Source organism: Flavobacterium sp. MMS24-S5, from assembly GCF_050320125.1.
Taxonomy (GTDB): Bacteria; Bacteroidota; Bacteroidia; order Flavobacteriales; family Flavobacteriaceae; genus Flavobacterium; species Flavobacterium tyrosinilyticum.
Genome location: NZ_CP190016.1, coordinates 3,846,500 through 3,865,624 on the forward strand (window position 1 = coordinate 3,846,500; position 19,125 = coordinate 3,865,624).

Annotated in this window: 21 protein-coding genes; 11 read left to right on the forward strand and 10 right to left on the reverse strand. The window is 34.7% G+C overall.

The window, feature by feature from the left end; all coding sequences use genetic code 11:
* Nucleotides 1-218 precede the first annotated feature (218 nt).
* The 11 genes from ACPWTF_RS17815 (at nt 219) to ACPWTF_RS17865 (ending at nt 10,553) form a co-directional block, all read left to right on the forward strand.
* Nucleotides 219-1,442 (forward strand): DcaP family trimeric outer membrane transporter, encoded by a 1,224-nt coding sequence (locus ACPWTF_RS17815; RefSeq protein ID WP_427872365.1) that lies wholly within the window; start codon nt 219-221, stop codon nt 1,440-1,442.
* 39 nt (nt 1,443-1,481) lie between these two features.
* Nucleotides 1,482-2,930, forward strand: a complete 1,449-nt coding sequence (locus ACPWTF_RS17820) for an aspartate ammonia-lyase (RefSeq protein WP_427872366.1) — start codon at nt 1,482-1,484, stop codon at nt 2,928-2,930.
* Nucleotides 2,931-3,000: 70 nt separating this feature from the next.
* Nucleotides 3,001-4,023 carry a type II asparaginase gene (locus ACPWTF_RS17825; RefSeq protein ID WP_427872367.1) on the forward strand — a complete coding sequence of 341 codons (1,023 nt, stop codon included), beginning with the start codon at nt 3,001-3,003 and terminating at the stop codon, nt 4,021-4,023.
* Nucleotides 4,024-4,078: 55 nt separating this feature from the next.
* Nucleotides 4,079-5,092, forward strand: a complete 1,014-nt coding sequence (gene glsA, locus ACPWTF_RS17830; RefSeq protein ID WP_379798994.1) for a glutaminase A — start codon at nt 4,079-4,081, stop codon at nt 5,090-5,092.
* Nucleotides 5,093-5,104: 12 nt separating this feature from the next.
* A complete protein-coding gene (locus ACPWTF_RS17835) occupies nt 5,105-6,244 on the forward strand; it encodes an amidohydrolase family protein (RefSeq protein WP_427872368.1) in 1,140 nt (379 codons plus the stop codon).
* A gap of 50 nt (nt 6,245-6,294) precedes the next feature.
* On the forward strand, nt 6,295-6,639 hold the full coding sequence (locus ACPWTF_RS17840; RefSeq protein WP_427872369.1) for a hypothetical protein: 345 nt from the start codon (nt 6,295-6,297) through the stop codon (nt 6,637-6,639).
* Nucleotides 6,640-6,888: 249 nt separating this feature from the next.
* Entirely contained in the window at nt 6,889-7,584 is a 696-nt protein-coding gene (locus tag ACPWTF_RS17845; protein ID WP_427872370.1) for a hypothetical protein, read from the forward strand.
* Nucleotides 7,585-7,667: 83 nt separating this feature from the next.
* Nucleotides 7,668-8,147, forward strand: a complete 480-nt coding sequence (locus tag ACPWTF_RS17850; RefSeq protein WP_427872371.1) for a YybH family protein — start codon at nt 7,668-7,670, stop codon at nt 8,145-8,147.
* Nucleotides 8,148-8,201: 54 nt separating this feature from the next.
* Complete coding sequence (locus ACPWTF_RS17855) at nt 8,202-8,681, forward strand: hypothetical protein (protein ID WP_427872372.1); 480 nt, start codon at nt 8,202-8,204, stop codon at nt 8,679-8,681.
* Nucleotides 8,682-8,757: 76 nt separating this feature from the next.
* Complete coding sequence (locus ACPWTF_RS17860) at nt 8,758-9,822, forward strand: hypothetical protein (protein WP_427872373.1); 1,065 nt, start codon at nt 8,758-8,760, stop codon at nt 9,820-9,822.
* A 425-nt stretch (nt 9,823-10,247) separates the two neighbouring features.
* Nucleotides 10,248-10,553 (forward strand): hypothetical protein, encoded by a 306-nt coding sequence (locus tag ACPWTF_RS17865; protein ID WP_427872374.1) that lies wholly within the window; start codon nt 10,248-10,250, stop codon nt 10,551-10,553.
* 203 nt (nt 10,554-10,756) lie between these two features.
* On the opposite strand, the gene ACPWTF_RS17870 is transcribed toward ACPWTF_RS17865, so the two are convergent.
* The 10 genes from ACPWTF_RS17870 to ACPWTF_RS17915 form a co-directional block, all read right to left on the reverse strand.
* Nucleotides 10,757-11,176 (reverse strand): arsenate reductase ArsC, encoded by a 420-nt coding sequence (locus tag ACPWTF_RS17870; RefSeq protein ID WP_427872375.1) that lies wholly within the window; start codon nt 11,174-11,176, stop codon nt 10,757-10,759.
* A gap of 131 nt (nt 11,177-11,307) precedes the next feature.
* Nucleotides 11,308-11,781, reverse strand: coding sequence for a DUF6428 family protein (locus ACPWTF_RS17875; protein ID WP_427872376.1), 474 nt, complete (start codon nt 11,779-11,781; stop codon nt 11,308-11,310).
* Nucleotides 11,782-11,840: 59 nt separating this feature from the next.
* A complete protein-coding gene (locus ACPWTF_RS17880) occupies nt 11,841-12,167 on the reverse strand; it encodes an ArsR/SmtB family transcription factor (protein ID WP_111362835.1) in 327 nt (108 codons plus the stop codon).
* A gap of 123 nt (nt 12,168-12,290) precedes the next feature.
* Nucleotides 12,291-13,391, reverse strand: coding sequence for a DUF1254 domain-containing protein (locus ACPWTF_RS17885; protein WP_427872377.1), 1,101 nt, complete (start codon nt 13,389-13,391; stop codon nt 12,291-12,293).
* Nucleotides 13,392-13,449: 58 nt separating this feature from the next.
* Nucleotides 13,450-14,850, reverse strand: coding sequence for a DUF1254 domain-containing protein (locus ACPWTF_RS17890; RefSeq protein WP_427872378.1), 1,401 nt, complete (start codon nt 14,848-14,850; stop codon nt 13,450-13,452).
* Between the two features lie 226 nt (nt 14,851-15,076).
* A complete protein-coding gene (locus tag ACPWTF_RS17895) occupies nt 15,077-16,174 on the reverse strand; it encodes an exopolyphosphatase (RefSeq protein WP_379799018.1) in 1,098 nt (365 codons plus the stop codon).
* A gap of 270 nt (nt 16,175-16,444) precedes the next feature.
* Entirely contained in the window at nt 16,445-16,984 is a 540-nt protein-coding gene (locus ACPWTF_RS17900; RefSeq protein WP_427872379.1) for a DUF3575 domain-containing protein, read from the reverse strand.
* Between the two features lie 233 nt (nt 16,985-17,217).
* Nucleotides 17,218-17,772: a porin family protein gene (locus ACPWTF_RS17905; protein ID WP_427872380.1), complete on the reverse strand. Its 555-nt coding sequence runs from the start codon at nt 17,770-17,772 to the stop codon at nt 17,218-17,220.
* Between the two features lie 88 nt (nt 17,773-17,860).
* Nucleotides 17,861-18,391, reverse strand: coding sequence for a helix-turn-helix domain-containing protein (locus ACPWTF_RS17910; protein WP_427872381.1), 531 nt, complete (start codon nt 18,389-18,391; stop codon nt 17,861-17,863).
* A gap of 275 nt (nt 18,392-18,666) precedes the next feature.
* Entirely contained in the window at nt 18,667-18,999 is a 333-nt protein-coding gene (locus ACPWTF_RS17915) for a hypothetical protein (RefSeq protein ID WP_427872382.1), read from the reverse strand.
* Between the last annotated feature and the right edge of the window lie 126 nt (nt 19,000-19,125).

A 19,125-nucleotide genomic window follows, 5' to 3' on the forward strand; every position in this document is an offset into this window, starting at 1 on the left:
GCGTTTGTTCTCTTTTTTTAACAAAAAAAGACTGTATTATTAAGGTTGGAGTTTTTGCATTCTACGTTAAAACTTTTAGGATCAGATAAAAGATTTTGAGGCGAAAAAAAATTGTACTGACATTATCGATTTTTTAAAATAATGTGATTTTTATTTTAAGCCAGGACTGCAAAAATCAGATTAAGGTTGTATCCCATACTAAACAAACTATAATCATTATGAAAAAAAAGTTTTTGCAAATGGCGAAGATGAAGCATCTGGCCATTATAATTTGTTTTCTCATAACAACTTTTGCCCAAGCTCAAGATGAAGGAAATAAGAGCATGGAAATTTACGGTTTTATTATGACTGATATTGGTTATAATTTTAATCAGATACAGCCAGATTGGTACGATGTAGTGAGACCTACAAAATTGCCCGCTTTTAAAGACGAATACGGACCAGATGGCAGTTACTACGCTTCTGTGCGCCAGACCAGATTAGGTTTCAAAAATTATTTTGATACAGGGATTGGCGAATTAAAAACTCATTTTGAATTTGAATTGTTCGGTACGGGTGTCGATGCTGGACAAACTACTTTTCGTTTGCGTCATGCCTATGCGGAGTTAGGAAAATTTGGAGCAGGACAAACCTGGAGCCCTTTTATGGATATTGGCGTATTCCCAAATTCGCTAGAATATTGGGGACCAACTGGAATGGTGTTTTTTAGAAATATACAAATACGCTATATGCCAATTCAAGGCGATACCCGTTTAACCATTGCATTAGAAAGACCCGGAGCAAGTGCCGATCAGGGAGATTATGCCAATCGTGTGGAACTGCAAGATGTAAAAGCGCGATTTCCGCTGCCAGACCTTTCAGCAGAATATCACGTTGGAACAAAATGGGGATATGTGGAGTTGGCAGGTATCGTAAGAAAAATTGAATGGAAAGATCTGAATAATGATCAGTATGATTTGTCTGGAGATGCTGTAGGCTGGGGGCTTAATTTAAGCACGAACATTAATTTTAGTAAAAATGATGTTTTTAGAGGACAGGTTGTGTACGGAGAAGGAATACAAAACTACATGAACGACGCTCCAGTCGATATTGGTATTCAAAACAATTTTGGTAATCCGGTAACGCCTGTAAAAGGTGTTACGCTCCCTTTAATTGGTGTTGTAGCTTTTTTAGATCATACTTGGAGCGAAAAATTTAGTACCGCAATAGGATATTCTATGATTGATATCGATAATTCAGACGGACAGACAGACGATGCTTTTAAAAAGGGACAATATATATTAGGAAACCTTTTATATACGCCCGTTAAAAACTGTATGGTAGGAGTGGAGTTTCAGTGGGGTAATCGTGAAAATTTTAACGATGGATGGAGCACTTCTATAAACAAGCTGCAGTTTTCTTTCAAATATAACTTCTCACAATCATTTTATAAAAAGAATTAATAAAAGCCTCCTGCTTTTGAATCATTAAAAAAAGAAATTATGTATAAAACTGTACAATACCTGATACTGTTCGGATTGTCTGTAAGTACTTTGAATGCTCAGACTCGAACTGAAAAAGATCTTCTAGGAGAAAAACAAATCCCAGCAAATGCTTATTACGGTGTGCAAACTGCCCGTGCTTTAGAAAATTTTCAGATAAGTAGCTTGACTACGCAATCTTATCCTGACTATGTAAAAGCTTTTGCAATGGTTAAACTGGCCGCTGCACGTGCCAATGCTGATGTAGGCCGACTTAAAAAAGACAGGTTGGCTGCTATCGAAAAAGCTTGTCAAGCGGTAATCGACGGCAAATATCATGATCAGTTTTTAGTTGATTTGTATCAAGGTGGAGCCGGTACTTCTGCCAATATGAATGTGAACGAAGTTTTGGCCAATATCGCGCTTGAACTAAGCGGTCATAAAAAAGGAGAATATCAATACATCGAACCTCATGATGATCTTAATATGGGGCAATCTACAAACGATGTGTACCCAACAGCTATAAAAGTAGCCTTACTGCTTCATAATGATAAACTGCTTAAAGAGGCCGACCTTTTGGCTAAAGCTTTCCATAAAAAAGGTGATGAATTTAAAGACATCCTAAAAATGGGAAGAACCGAAGGGCAAGATGCTGTACCAATGACGGTAGGTCAGGAATTTCATGCTTTTGGGAATCAACTAGATGCGGAGATTAGCGCTTTAAAAAAATCGGAAGTTTATCTGTGCGAACAAAATATGGGGGCTACTGCTATTGGGACAGGAATTACTGCTTCTCCAGGTTATGCTGAGAAAGTTGCTACGTATCTGGCAAAAATTACAGGAAAACCAATCGTAATGAGCAAAGATCTTATTGCCGCAACAACTAGCCAACAAGGTTTTGTAATGTATTCTTCGACACTTAAAAGTATGGCCGTTGCATTGGCAAAAATAAGCAGCGATTTGATCATTTTGGCTTCTGGACCACGTACAGGATTTTTCGAAATCAATTTGCCAGCACTTCAGCCAGGATCTTCGATTATGCCAGGGAAAGTAAATCCGGTTATGCCAGAACTTATGAATCAGTTGTGCTTTAAAGTGATAGGAAATGATCTGACGGTAACAATGGCTGCCCAATCTGGATTACTGCAATTAAATGCTTTTGAACCTGTTGAAGCCATTGCCATGATGGAATCGCAAGGATTGTTTTTTAAAGCAATGCCCCTCTTTAGAAAAAACTGTATCGATGGTATTACAGTAAACAAAGACATTTTAGCGCATTATATGGACAGAAGCGTTGGTGTTGTAACGGCACTGAATCCTATTTTAGGATATGAAAAAACAACTGAACTGGCCAAAGAAGCACTGGCAACCAATAAGGGAATCTTGGAGCTGATACGCGAAAAGAAATTGCTGACAGAAGATCAGATTAAGAAACTTCTTGATCCAGCAACCTTAACAGGTCAAAAATAACCATCAAACTTAAACTAAAATACCCATGAAATTAAATATAAACTTTTGTAGTAAAATATTTTTAGTGATAATGTTGTCACTTAGTATTAGTATGTTCGGGCAGACTAAACCTAAAGTTCTAATCTTGGCAACAGGAGGAACAATTGCGGGTTCTGCTAAAACTGGAGTACAGTCAGGATATACTTCGGGTCAAGTTACCATTGATGCAATGGTAAATGCAATTCCAGATGCTTTAAAAGTGGCAGATATAAAAGGTGAACAAATTGCAAATGTCGGATCTCAAGACATGTCGTTTGAAATTATGATGAAAGTAGCCAATAGAATTAACGAATTGGCCAATAGCAATGATGTAAACGGTTTTGTAATTACACACGGAACCGATACAATGGAAGAAACGGCCTATTTTTTAAATCTAACTACAAAAACAGATAAACCAATAGTACTTGTAGGGTCGATGCGCCCATCAACAGCCATTAGTGCAGACGAACCTTTGAATCTTTATAATGCTATCGCGGTGGCTGGTGATCCTAAAGCAAAAGGACGCGGAGTGCTTTTAGTAATGAACGATTGGATTCATTCGGCACAATCTTTAACAAAGGTGAGCACAACAGCCGTTCAGACTTTCATGTCTCCGCTTCGCGGACTTATCGGTATTACTTCTTACGGAACCAATGATTTCTTTAATTATCCTAGTCAAAAATTTGGGAAATCTTCAGAGTTTGATGTGAAAGGCGTTAGCACTTTTCCACGCGTCGATATTATTTATGCCGATGCAGATATGAAACCAGATTTAATTGATGCTTCGATAGAACGAGGGGCTAAAGGAATTGTTATAGCGGGTGTAGGAAATGGAAATATGAACAAAGCTTCTCTAGATGCTTGCGCACGAGCCAGTAAAAAAGGAATTATTGTAGTTCGAAGCACACGCGTTGCGACTGGACTTGTAAGTCGTAATGTGGAATGCAATGATGATGAACTTGGATTAATTGCTTCATACGCTTTGAATCCGCAGAAATCTAGAATCTTATTGTCAATAGCATTGCTGAAACAGAGAAGTCTTGCTGAACTTCAAAAGATATTTGAAGAATATTAAGCATTGTTTTTAATTCTGAAAGGATTAAAAAAACAAACCAATTAAAAAAAACAAAATGAAAACAAATCTAAAATTAGTAATCCTAATACTCTTGATGCTGATAAACCCATCGTTTAAAGCAGCTGCTCAGAAAGAATTATCCTATCAGGCCGTTATCGATCGCGCTTATGATAAATTCAAAGATCTGAAAGAAGGTAAAAATGCAGATTATATAAAAGAATTGGCCAATGTAGATCCGAACATTTTTGGAATTGCTATTGTTACAGCTGAAGGTAAAGTGTATAGTAAAGGCGATCTAAACCAGCGTGTTTCTATCCAATCTATTTCAAAAGTATTTACGCTCGCGCGTCTTATAGAAGAACAAGGGGCAAGAGTTGTGGCAGACAAAATTGGAGTTGATGCAACTGGTCTTCGTTTTAATTCGATTGTAGCCGTTGAACTTCAGAAAGGAAAAGAAATTAATCCTTTGGTAAATCCGGGAGCAATTGCAGCGGTGAGTCTTATAAAAGGAAATGATTCTCTTGCCAAATGGAAAAACATCTTAGATACACATAATGCTTTTGCAGGAACCAAACTGAAATTGAATATGCCTGTTTATATTAGTGAAGCAGGAGACAATTTGCGAAATCAAGCTATTGCGCACTTATTATTGGCGTATGGTCGAATGTATTTTGACCCCGTTCAATCTACCGATATCTACACCAAACAATGCGCTATTAATGTTAATGCAAAAGAACTTGCGGTTATGGCAGCAACTTTGGCCAATGGAGGTGTAAACCCGATTACGAAAGAGAAAGTGGTTTCGCCAGAAACTTGTGCATTTACAATGGGAATTATGTCTACAGCTGGACTTTATGACGATTCTGGACAATGGCTCTACGCTGTAGGTCTGCCCGCAAAAAGTGGTGTTGGTGGTGGCCTTATTGCGGTCTGTCCGGGTAAATTCGGAATTGCAGTTATTTCGCCTCCGCTTAATGCAGCAGGAAATAGTGTAAAAGCTCAAAAAGCCATTTTTGATATAGCAAAAGATCTTGGTGTAAACCCGTATATCGTTACTCCCAAAAAATAAGCCTTTTGAGATTTGGAATCACAACTTAAGTTAAATCAAAACCCGAATAAGTATGCAGACGAAAATAAAACTGATTTTGACGCTGTTTCTTTTATGCATACAGTCTATCGTCTTGTTTGGACAAAAAAAGAGGACTATTTATTTAATGACAGTCATTTTCATTTGACCAATTATATACAAGAAGGAATTTCTATTGATAAGTTCTTGGTAATTATGGGAAATAAAGTTGGGCGTTCTACTTTATTCGGTATTCCGTTGCAGCAGCAATGGTCTTACCAAAATTCGGGTAATTATAGTCCGACGTATTATTTGCAGACCGATGCTCCTTTGTACTATTATTCTTTTACTGATGCCTTTATTGCCATGCAGTATAAATCGTTAAGTAAAGAGAAACAGGCTCGATTTGATCCGATGATTACAGGATTTAATCCGTCAGATATGTATGCGTACAAACATATTGAGCGTGTGCTGAAAACTTTTCCAGGGGTTTTTACAGGAATTGGAGAATTTTCGATACACAAAGAATTTGTATCTGCAAAAGTATCGGGCGAAGTTGCCAGCTTAACAAATCCTGCTTTAGACAGCATTATGGATTTTGCTGGAAAAGTTGGTCTGGTAGTTATTCTGCATAACGATATGGATATGCCGATGGCGAAACAAAAAACAGAGCCGGTTTATTTGAATGATATGAGAGATTTGCTCAAACGTCATTCTAAAACCACCATAATCTGGGCGCACATCGGGCTCGGAAGAATTGTTTATCCTGCAGGTTACGGATCTGATTCCTCAACCGACAGACCGCCAAATCATACGGATATTGTGAAAAGCATACTGGACGACCCAGCGTATTCAAACGTTTATTTTGATATTTCTTGGGATGAGGTTGCCAAATACATCGTATCATCGCCAGAAATCATTAAAAAATGCGCCGAGTTAATGGATCAATATCCCGACCGATTTTTATTTGGAACAGATGTCGTTGCACCACCAGATCAAAAATTTTACATGGCGGTTTACGAGAAGTATCAGCCACTTTGGAAAGCTCTCAAACCTGAAACAAGCGAAAAAATTAGAAAACAGAATTATATAAAACTTTTTGATGCCGCGCGTAAAAAAGTACGTGCCTGGGAAGCGGCCAATGTTAAGCAGTAATTTTTATTTGTAAAGTTAAGTGTTCTTAAAAATAATTAAAAGCCATTAATATGAAATCAAGATATATTCTAATAGTATTATTTGTATACCATTTTTCGTGGGGACAAATTATGAATACCACCATGCCAGATAGTACTATTGTAAAAGAATCCGATGAAGGACATCGCGGAGGCACTGGTTTTAAGATCGCAGACGGCAAATATGGTTCAATGACCCTTTCTTTTTATGTTTTAGGCCGATATCTAAATCAGATGGGTATAGATGACAGTTATACCAATCATAATGGAGACGTTATTGCTATTGATAGACGTCAAGACATGCAGTTTCAAAAGGCCAACCTTTATTTTCGAGGCTGGGTTGCCGATCCAAAAATAAGATATACGGTTTTCGTCTGAACCTCAAACGCAACTTTAGGGCAAGGCGCACAGGTTGTTGTAGCAGGAAATTTACAATATAAGTTTAATAAATATTTTGAATTAGGAATTGGCATTAATGGTCTGCCGTCTGTTCGTTCTATTTTAGGTCAATGGCCAGAATGGCTCCGATCTGATGCCAGACCAATTGCTGATGAATATTTCAGAGGTTCTTTTACAACTGGTATTTATGCGCAGGGAGAAATTGCAAAAAATGTTTATTATAAAGTAATGTTAGGCAACAACCTTAGCCAGTTAGGTGTAGATGCTGGTCAGTTAGACAATAAATTAGATACTTGGAGTGGAGCCATCTGGTGGACAACCCATAATTTCGGGAAAATACCAACCTATGGCGATTACGAAAAACACGATAAAGTGGCCACTATTCTTGGAGGAGCTTTTACGCGAAGCACCGAAAATCGCCAGTCTCAGCCTGATACAGACGCACCCGAAAACTCCCAAATAAGATTATCTGATGGTACAGGTATTTTTTCTTTAAATGCTTTTGCTCCAAATACGCAGGTAATCAATGCAAAGTATCAGATGGCATCTTTTAATACTGGAGTTAAATACAACGGTTTTTCTTTTGATGTAGAATTGTTTATGCGCTGGCTGTCAGATTTTGAAACATCTGGACAAATTCCGGTAACCAAACTCTATGATTCTGGTTTTTCGCTTCAGGGTTCTGCAATGCTTGTGGATAAAAAACTGCAATTGTACAGCACTTATTCTTATATAAATGGAGATTACGGTAAACCGTGGGAAGTAACCTGCGGACTAAACTGGTTTCCGTTTAAAACCAAATTTTTCCGCATAAACCCAGAAGTAATGTACGAAAGTCATTCGCCAGTAGGGTATTTAAGTTATCCTACTCAAGTGGGATCAAAAGGAGTAATTGGGATGCTGAATGTCGAATTGAATTATTAAAAAGACTGTATTTACAAACCTATTTTTTTAAGTGGCTTGTAATGGAAAATAAAATTTATATCAACTTGAAAATTTACATGCATATGAAAAATAAAATAATAACAAGAGCGGTTTTAGCAGGGTTCTGTTTTTTATTGGTTTCCTGCAATACAAAAAAAGAAGAGAATGTTGTGATCGACTTAAAACAGGTCAAGAAAGAAATTCAGGCAAAAGAAAATGAATATGCGGCAACATACAACGCTGGCCAGCTAAAAGAGATTGGTTACTATGCAGATGATGCTATTACATTTTATCAAAACAGACCTCCACTAATTGGTAAAGAAGCGAGATACGAATTTTTAAAATCAGATTTGGCCAATAATACCAATGTAATATCATTTGAAACCAAAGAAGTTTTTGTCTCTCGCGATGGTAATATGGTTTTAGAAGTAGGCTATTATAAAGTGACAGATTCTACCAAAACACCAATTAATACGGGAAATTATATGAGTTATTTTGAAAAAAGAGATGGCAAATATGTGTGCGTAAGAGACATGAGTGCTTCTGATGGATTAGTAGAATAATTAAGGATTTCCTTTATAACAACATTCTGCATAATAAACTATAAAATAAAAATTATGAAAAAGATACTATTTATACTCTTGTTGGCTTTTGGATTAAATGCCAATGCGCAAGGTTCTGTTGATGAGATTAAATTAATACAAGACCTTTACGGAAAATCTAAGGCAGAAGTGGTTAAAGAATATTTGGGTTTGACCGATGTACAGGCAGTTGCATTTCAGCCTATTTACGACAAATACGAAACAGAACGTAAAGCTTTAAGTCAGAAGAAGATTCAAATTCTAGAAGATTATGCGAAAAATTATGCCACTTTGAGCGATGCTAAAGCCACAGAATTAACCTCATCCAATTTAAAGTACAATCAAGATTCTGAAAAACTGCTTGCTAAAACACATTCTAAATTGGTTAAAGCTATTGGCGGAATCAATGCTGCAAAATTTGTACAGCTCGAACAGTATCTGCAAGTAACCATACGAGCCGAAATTCAGAATGCCATTCCTTTTATTGGCGAATTGGATAAAACCAAAGTACATTAGAAAATTTCTGGGTACAGAATAGAAAGTTTAAAAGAATGATTTTCTACTCTTCTTATTAATATTTTATACTCTTACTATGATAAAGATATTTACAAAATATTTGACAGTTGCATTAATCATGTCTGCCCAGTTGATTTTTTGTCAAGCCGATAATGATGGACCAGAACTTGGGCTTCCTGGAGACAATCTTGATCTTTATGCTGTGATGAGCTTGTTTCAGAAATCAAAAACCATTGAAGAATTTGAAAAAAATCTGAATCTGGAGAAAACAGGAATCAATAATCTGGATTTGAATCTGGATAAAAAAGTGGACTTTATAAAAGTAGTCACAAAGAAAAACGGAAATTCGTTTACTTTTATTCTTCAAGTTGCTGTAAACAAAAAAGAAAATCAAGATGTTGCCGTTATTTTGGTTGATAAAGACAAAAATGGAAAGGTAAAAATGCAGATTGTCGGCGATGAGCTGCTGTATGGAAAAGATTATGTCATTGAGCCAGTTGCTAAATCTTCACCAGCAAAAACAGCAAATCCTGCCTATACAGGAGATGAACCCGTACAAAGCGCGCCAGCCGTAACAGCGGTTGTAGTAGAAACGGTGCCCATTGTACAATATGTATATTCACCAGCTTATGTGCCGTACTATCCACCATATCATTACGGATTTTATCCGCCTTACTTCGCTGCTTTTACCGTAATGGCGGTTGGTATTTATCGTCACAACCATTATTACCATCATCATGGGTATCATGGCGGACATTATCATGGCGGTAACAATGTGTATATTAATAACAGAAACAACTTCAATAATTACAACAATAATAAAATGAGATCTAATACAGTGCGAGACAATTCTGTTAATAACCGATATAATACCAATCGTGAAGGTTCGCGTAATTCTGCAAGCACACGACCATCAACAGGAAATACAAATCGGGCAGGAAATACTAGTGCATCTGGAAGAACGAGACAAAGTGCATCACCAAGTGCAGGGACTTCAAATCTAAATAGAGGAAGCTCTTCAGGATCCAATTTTAATAGAGGAGGAGGTGCTTCGTCACGACCAAGCGCTGGCCAAATGGGAGGCGGTTCTCGTAGTATGGGAGGCGGTGGCTTCGGTGGCGGCGGCGGAAGAAGAAGATAAACGGCGTTTTTTATAATGTTTCATCAGAAAAAATGCGTAAGTCCTTTTGGATTTACGCATTTTTGGTTTTTATATCTAATGAAGTCATGTTTAAAAATGCACACAAGATTTTTGAAGCAACTCATTCCGTAGGAATGTTTCATCGGTAGAAACGAGATTTGAATCATGAATATACGTTCCCTAGGAACGTCTCATTGGTAAAAATTAGCATGAACCATGATTATACGTTCCGTAGGAACGTTTGATCGGTAATTGTTTAGCAAATCAGGTGTCCCTACAGGACACAATGTAAAACGATATTATTTTTTTTTCTACCGACGAGATATTCCTAACGGAATATTAAGCATTGTTATCATATAAGATAACCGATTAGTGAAAATATATTATGACATTTGAATTATTGAAAATAATATAAAATTCAAAGAATGGAAGCGGTAGAAATAGAGTATCTAAAAAAACAATCAGCTCAATATTTAAATATTTTAAAATCGACTGATAAAGGTTACAACGCAGAAATCAAGGTTTTAAATTACTCCGAATTAGGTTGTGTAATAACAAATATGCTAAAACTGTGTATTTTGGGATTAGAACAAGATAATGGAAAAAAGTTATCTATAGATGTTGGATTGGTTTTAGAACAAGCGCTTCAATTATTTCCAACCGATGAAATGGAATTGTTGGATATAATTAATGAAATGCAGATTAAAGAATCTTATGCTGAGGTTAAATAAAAAAGCTCCAAAGAAACCTGGAGCTATTCATTCCGTAGGAATGTTTCGTCGGTAGAAACGAAATTTAAATCACGATTACACGTTCCGTAGGAACGTCTCGTTGGTAAAATTTTCGCAAATTAGGTGTCCGTACAAGACACAATGCAAAACGATATTATTTTTTTTCTACCGACGAGATATTCCTAACGGAATATTCAATAATGCTAATTTACGTGTTCTGTAGCAAAATTTCTGCAATACTCTTTTATCTGTTCTCGCACGGCTCTAAATTGTTCCATGATTTCAGAATCTGTTCCTGTTGCTTTTGCTGGATCTGGAAAATTATAATGAAATTTGACTGCTTTTGTTGGAAAAAACGGGCATCGCTCTTTAGCATTATCACAGACTGTAATCACAAAATCAAAATCGATATGAGTATATTCATCAATATTATTCGATGTATGATTCGAAATGTCTATTCCATCCTCTTTCATTATCGAAATCGCTTTTGGATTAACGCCATGAGTTTCTACACCCGCGCTGTAAACCTCAGCTTTATTTCCTGCAAAGAATTTCATGTAGCCTTCGGCAATTTGGCTTCTGCAGCTATTTCCTGTACAAAGTATTAATATTTTCTTTTTCATAATTAAACAAATAACCAAATGATATTTATGATGCAGAATTTGGGTTCAAAACCGAAAATGAGCTGCAGTAAAATAACAGATGAGGTTATTATAATTGGTTTCTTGTATTTAAAGATTTGTTCTTTCATTTTTTAGCAACATCCTGAATTTGGAGTACAGCATGAAGCATTGTCATTGGTTAGTTGAGTAAGATTGATCTTTTGTTTCTCAGCTGGAATACCACACGCATCTTGGGCTAAACAAGCTGTGGTTTTGTTTTTTAGGACAAAAGTTTTTCCATTAAATTCTAAATCATATTTGCCAATTGTATTGCTTTGGTATTCCACTTCAATTTCTAAGTCTTCAATGTTTAGTTTATCTTCAGACAATTGAATGATGTTCAATAGTTTATTAGGTTTTAAACGATGTTCAAAATCGTTAGCATCCCAAAGCTGAAAGTTTACTGCTTTTTCATTTCTGATTACTCCGCCGCAATCAATAAAATGTTTGGTAACTACTCCAACTTCTGTTACATGAAAATGTTCTGGCACAAAAGTTCCGTTTTCTAATTGAAATTCCACATTATCTAATGTTGGTAAAATCTGTTTTATTTCTGATAATTTCATCTTGTTTTTATTTATTTGTTAATTGCAATATTGCGATATAGTTAATCAAAAAAAATGTTTTAGCAACATTTTGATTTTGAAATGGTTTGTGTGATGTTTAAAAAATAGGAGTTTAAAATATCAATTGTTTTTTCGTCAATACAATAGCAAATTGCATTTCCAGAAATATTTCCTTTAATGATTCCAGCATTTTTCAACTCTTTTAGATGCTGAGAAACGGTAGGCTGGGCAAGAGGCAGCTCGTTTACAATATCACCGCAAATACATTCATTTACTTTCAATAAATATTCGATTATGGCAATTCTTGCAGGATGCCCCAAGGCTTTAGCAATTGTAGCAATTTGATTTTGTGCGTCTGTAAAATGTTCAGTCTTAGTTGCTCCCATATTGAATTATATTAATATTGCAATATTACGATATAGTTTTGACGTGATGAAATTTTTAACAGATAAATTTAAATAAAAAAGCTCCAGATTTCTCTGAAGCCTTAATTTTATTGATGCTGGTATTTATTTAACTTCAACCGCTTCAGGAAATTTCCATGAGCCATTAAGTATTTCTTTGTGCGGACGATATAGTCTAACCCAGTAATTCCAGCCTGCAGCAACAGGAATACAATTTGGGGTTTTTCCGTCACAACCTCCAAACTGGATAGTGATCGATCCGTCAGCATCTTTTTTCGCGGTAATGTTATTTAAGGTATACATATTGAGATCGTTTTTTTCAAAGTAACCTTCTTTATTGTATACGCTTATAGACCAAAATCCATCAACAGGAACATTTTTAACTTTAAGTTTATAGACCGTTTTTCCGTCATTTTTTTTAGGATAAACAGAAAGATAAAGTGCATCTTTTTCTGGATTTCCGCCCCATCCTGTTGCGCTTCCTAATAAATGGCGTGTTTCATCGACTTTACCTTTTACTCCAAACATTCCTTTTGTATCAGATAATTTTTTAGAAACATCAATTAAAGAATCTCTAACTTTCTTTTGACTCACTAGATCCCAATTTGGAACCGAAAAAGTTCCTTTATCTTTTTGGCTAATTTTAATTGCATCTTGCAATGCTGTAACTTTCGGTAAATCATTCGGATCATTCGGATCAATAAAAGTTCTTATTCCTAACATCAGATAGCGTGTCCCGATTTTTTCCTTTGTAAAAGTAAAAGTTCCGGGAGCGTAATACGTTTCAGAATAGTGATCTTCGTCGATAGTCTGCATGGACATAAAACGTTTTCCTGGATCTGGCAGTGTAACGGTTATTGGTTCAGCATCGAGATCATAAACTCCAGAAGAATACAATACATCTCTGTTAGCGCGAATTACAGTTTGTTTGTCAATTGGCATTAAAGTTCTATAATGATGTATATTACCAATACCACCAGCATCTTTAACCGAAGTCGTAAAATAAAGATCTGTTTCTGCACGATTGAAATTTGCCGCAGTTACTGGAACACTGTTTTTTTGTGCGACTGAATCCTCATTTACAGCAGTTGAATCTTTTAATGTTGAAGAATCGGTTTCTGATTTGTCATTATTCTGTTTGCAGGAAGAAATTAGTAATGATATCGTAACTAGAAATATTCCCGATAGTAATTTGTAATTTTTCATATTATTTGAAATTAAAATTAGAAAAATGGTTATGATTTTATTTCTGAAATTATGATTTTCATTTTGCAATTTCTGGAAGAGGCATTTTCCAGATATTATTAATAACGTTTGGCTGCGGACCGTAAATTCTCATTACAAACATGAATTTTTCATCTTTAGGTGTCGGAAGCCAGTTGCTTTCTTTGTCTTTTCCAGGCGAAGTACTTTGGAGATAAATAACTAAATCTCCATTTGACTCATATTTTAAACCTTTGGTTTTATTGCCAATAGAATATCTGTTTATTGGGTTTGGAATCAGAAAACGTTTTGGAAGATTGTACATCGTGATGCTCCAAAAGTATTTGGCTTCAGGCAACTGATCTTTAGTAAATTTTAATACATATTTATTGTTTCCTAAAAGCTGCTGATTATTTTTATCGACACTGCTTCCGGTATAAACGGCTTCTTCTTTAGTGTTTCCATAAATTCCGGCAGCTGCGGCAATTGCACGGTTCAGAAAATTGTTTTTAAGTTCTGCACGTGTACCAAAAAGACTTCCCGCATCTTTGACATTATCTATTTTAGAGTTCAGTTCTTGTTTGGCTTCGGCAATTCCTTTTTCAATTGCTTTTATCGTTTCAGGCGAGTATTTTGAACTGTCAAAAGATTCTCCAGGCACAATTCCAATTTTGGCAAAACGTTTTCTCAGTTCTTTTTCGCTGCTGTCTTCGTTTGCATATTGTAATAAAGCATTTAGCGCACTGATAAATTGAAGCGAGTTGTAATCACTTTCTTTCCAGACTGGCAGAGGGAGATTGTATTTTTTTATAGGAGGAGCAGGCTGTTTTGTATATTCATGCAAAGGAATTAATTTATATTGTGCCTGTATTTTTTTAAGATTTGATACATCGGCAGGATCGTGTAACTGAGTACGGCCTACGAGATATATTAAATTGGTTTCAGAATGTAAAACTTTATCAATGCCTTTAGGAGTTTCTCCTTTCCAATCTGGCCCTGCAATGAGATATTTACCTGCATTATTGCCAGTGGCTCGCGATCCTACATATTCAAAATTGAAGGTGTAGAGGTCTACAAACTGCATTACATAATATCGATCGTTTTCTATTTTTGGCACTTCAAGAATAACAGGTTCGTCTGAAACATTAATTGGTGCCATTGAATACGGAGTATCATTATTGATGGTTATGATTAAAGTATCTGCGGGAGTTGCGCTTGCAGCGACGCTTTTGAATTTGTTAAATCCTGAATATTCTTTCGCTTCTTTGTTGATTGCACTGGAGTAAATGGCTTTGTAATTATAAAATATTGGATAGCCGTATATCCAAGCTTCTTTTGCAATAGCAGTTATGGAGTCAGTAGACAATGCATTTGCTGTTTCTTGATTATCTTTTGATGGTTCTTTTTTACAGGCAGTTACTGCTAAAAGTGTGACGATAAAAAAAGCGGTTAAATTTTTCATAATCGGGAGATTTTTATGTTGTATAAGATTTTTTCCTGATTTTTAAAATTAGAGTTTAAAAGAAAAATTATGCTTTTTTGAATGGTAAATGTGGTTGCAAATTATAAGTTGCAACCATTTTGAAATAGTAGAAGTTAAAAATACTGGTATGTTTTAAATTGAAATGTGAAGCAATAAAAAAAGCCCCAGATTTCTCTGAGGCTTTATAATATTGAAAAAATACTTTTTAGAAATTAGTATTTATTTTTTTAGAACGATCTGCAATGTAAGAGATTAACCAGATTACCTGTCCTTCTTTTACAAAGAAAATTTTCTTTGTTGCATAGTCTGGAATACTTTCAAGACAAGTTACAAGGATGTTGTTTGCCGAAATCAAGTATTTTTGGTCGTAAGTGCTTAAAACTCTCGCAGCTTCTTTATTTGTTTTGGCAAGATTAGTAAACTTGTTAAAGTTGTTTTTAAGAATAGCATCATAATCGATAACATCTTGAAGAGTTAAGGCAACATAATGCTCTTTATTCACATTTTCGTCATAGAAAAGAGTTGAAAACGCCCAAACAGCGCCACCAGATAAGTATAATTTATCCTTTTTAGCCAAAGGAGGATTCGCATCAAATAATTCTTTTGTCTTTTTACGTAGAATTACATTATAATCAAAAGATTTCTCTTGGTAAGTCGACATATCGTTTACCTGACTTTTGTTTACCACCGTTTTTTCTACAGCATCAGTAAGTGTCATCGTACCAAAACTAAGCTCTAAAGGAATAAATTCTAATTTACCGTCTTTAAGTTCGTCAATATAACCTCCTTTTGTAGTTTGAGCACCAATATCTAGAAGGAAAGCATTAGCAAAGTCAACAGGCGGTATAGCACCTTTTACAAGTGTTTTTGCTTCTTCGTTAACATCTAATACTTCTAATTGTTTTCCAGTTAAAATCGCAATTTTATTTTTTAAAACATCTAAGTTACGTGCAGAAGCAAAAACAGGAGCCGCTACAACAAAAATGTTTTCCTCAAGAATTTTGTTTTCAGCTTTAATTCTTTGCAATTGGTTAGTAACGATAACACTAGTTCTAGTGATATCTTCTTGTGTAAGTTCGCCGTTAGCAGTAATATGGTCAGCAAACGGAATTCTTTCTGTCCAGAAAGAAAGAATTTTATAATCAGCTTTTCTGATGTTATTTACATCAATTACAGAAACTTTTATGGCTCTACGTCCAATTTCGATTCCAGCGTAAACACTTTTTTGAGAAAATAAATTGACAGAAAAAAATAAGGCTAAAACGGCAAAAAATAAGAATTTGGGGTTGTGTTTGTTTTGCATTGTGTTGAATTGTAATTATAATATAATTTGTTTTTAAGAAATTTTAAAGTTGTTTTTGTGGTATTGATATGAAAATCACAATTTTGGAATAAAAACTAATCGTTTCATTACGGAATTGCAAATTTAAGAAAACATTTAATAATATAAAATCAGTTATTAAGAAAACATGATATTAAATTATTGTAAAGAAATAACGGGTTTTATATAGATAAAGTATATTTATAAAAAAGCTCCAGATTTCTCCGAAGCTTTTAGTAGGTTTATATTTTATTAAAACCTATATCCAGCACTCAAGCCAAATTTTGCAACAATAGTATGATCTGTTTTATCAGCATTGATTAATATACCGCCATAGCCAAGATTGGCTTCCAAAAGAAATCCGCTTTTACTGACCCATTTCCAGCCTCCGCCAGCACCGAGAGCAAAATTAATAGCGTCGGGATTCTCGGTATATATCGAGTGATCTTCTGAAGCGTATATTTTTTTGCCATCTGTTGAAGCCAGCATTCCAAATCCTTCAACAAACCAGCCCGACGCGTATTTTTCGCCAAAATATCTTCTGTAGTATGGAGATATTGCATAATTTAAATCCTTTTCATTTTTTGTATTATCAAACACATAATAAAAAGAAAGTCCTAATGATGAATTATGATTTAAATGTCTTTCGTAAGTGGCCTGAAAAGATTGCCATAGAGGAGCAAGTGCATTTAATTTGATTTCATTATTTTTCTGATAAGGATCGATTTCATTTTGGGCATTGACCGAATAAAAAGCAAACAAAATGATAAGGAGTAAATAGTTTTTTTTCATAAAAAGAGATTTGAATTATTTGATTCCAAAAATCATATAAGAAAAATTAGGAAGGGTTTCAAAAACTCGAAATTGGATAAATCGGCACTTATTTATGAAATTATATTTGATAGTAAAGAACAAATCCAGAGATATTTACGAAGTATTATTAGAATGCATTTTTTGCTTTTCTGACTTTAATAAACAAAAAAGACACCACTCGAAAGCGGTGTCTTTTTTAAGATTATGATGTTTTAGAAAAAGAAGTAACCAACAGATACTTGAAATACTCCGTTTTTATTTTTATCAGACGAGTTCTCCAAATTATTAATATTAGTTAGACCCAAATTATATCTTACACCAAAATTTAGTCCATTTTCTAGTTTGTAGCCTAAGCCAAAATTAACGCCAAAATCAAAAGTATTAAACGAATCTTTTACATCTATCTTTTCATTTTTAGCAGAAAGCAAAAAACCTATCTGCGGTTCAGCTTCAATACTTAACCCTTTTGTTACATAATATTTTCCCATTAAAGGAATGTTTAAATAATTTAAGGCAACTATGTCATTACTGAAACTATATCCCTGGCGAGAATACATTATTTCGGGTTGAAAAGAAAATTTTTCAGAAATTGGAATTTCTGACATAACACCAATGTTATACGATGTTACAAAATCAGCATTTTCGGTATTATCTTCACTGATAGTTGCAAAGTTTAAACCCGCTTTAGCTCCAAATTTAATTTCTTGGGCATTTATATTCACAAATCCTAAAACTGTAAAAACAGCTAACAATAAATTTTTTTTCATAAAAAGTGTTTTGAATTATTTGATGCCAAAATTCAAAAAAGCAAAATTAGCAGAGGTTTCAAAAGCTTAAAAGTGGATAAATTGGTACTTATTTGAGGTTGTTTTTATATTCATTTGGTGTTTGACCAGTAACTTTTTTAAAAGCTTTGTAAAAAGTGGTTTTGGAAGTAAAGCCAGATTCTAGACCCATTGCAAGCAAATTATAGTTTTCATATTCAGAATTTGAAATCATTTCCTTAACCGCTTCAACCCGATATTTGTTGATGTAGTTGGCAAAGTTATCTTCTGTTATGGTGTTTACAATTAAAGAAACATATCCTGGGCTTATACCTAATTTTTCGGCAACTTTTTCTCTGTTTAATGTACTGTCAGTATAAATGTGCTGTTCCTTGCAAAAAAGTTCTAGTTCTTGAAAGTAAAGATTATCTGCGGTGATAGATTCGCAATACTCTTCTTGAGTGTCATTTTCTATAATTTGAACATGGGCGGACGAAATGGCTAAATCTCTGTTTAAAAAATTGTAAACAGCTTCGTGGTCTTTGGCCAGTTTGTATTTATAAATACCGATATAAGCAGTCCAATGAATTATGAATGTGGCAAAAAAAGCCAAAATGCTCATTGTTGCAGAAAGGTCAAATGGAATAAATTTGTTAGCTAAAGCAATAATAAGAAAAGCAAATAGCGATGAAGAAACAATTGTTAAAAGAATAAAGATCCAATTTTTTTTCCTGAGGATCTTTTAAATGTCTTAGCATAAAATAAGAGTAACACAGCAAAAAAGGCATGAATGTAATGGCTAACACAAGATGAATCAGACCCAGTATTTTGAGTAAACCAGAACCCGATTCAGGAATAGTATAAAGTCCTGCAACACGATCCAGATCGCAAGCAATATTAAGTATCACGGTATACGCAAAGGGAATAAAACACAAATAAGATTTTTGCTTGCTTTTTTACAGAATCATCAATTCTGTTTATAATAAATAGGAATATAAAAGCGGGTATTAGAAATGTCCATTCGATATGATCAATAAAGCGAAGGAAAGGATATGGGATAAATGCATCTTCAACCTCAAAAACATGATTCAGTAAAATAATGGAAAGTGTAAAAAGCAAACCTGCCAGATATTTATTTGAATTACTATTGAAAATGGAAGACTTTAAAATAATAAAGCCTAAAACGATTCCCTGAAAAACCGCAATATTTAAAAGTGTGGTATAAATCACGTTTTGGTATTTAGTTGTTTTTAAGTTTTGCTTTTGGATTGTAATTTGAATGACGCTAATTTCTAAAAGATAGCTAATTTCATACTAAATCACAGGACGAATTTATAGTAATGCAAATTGTTTTCT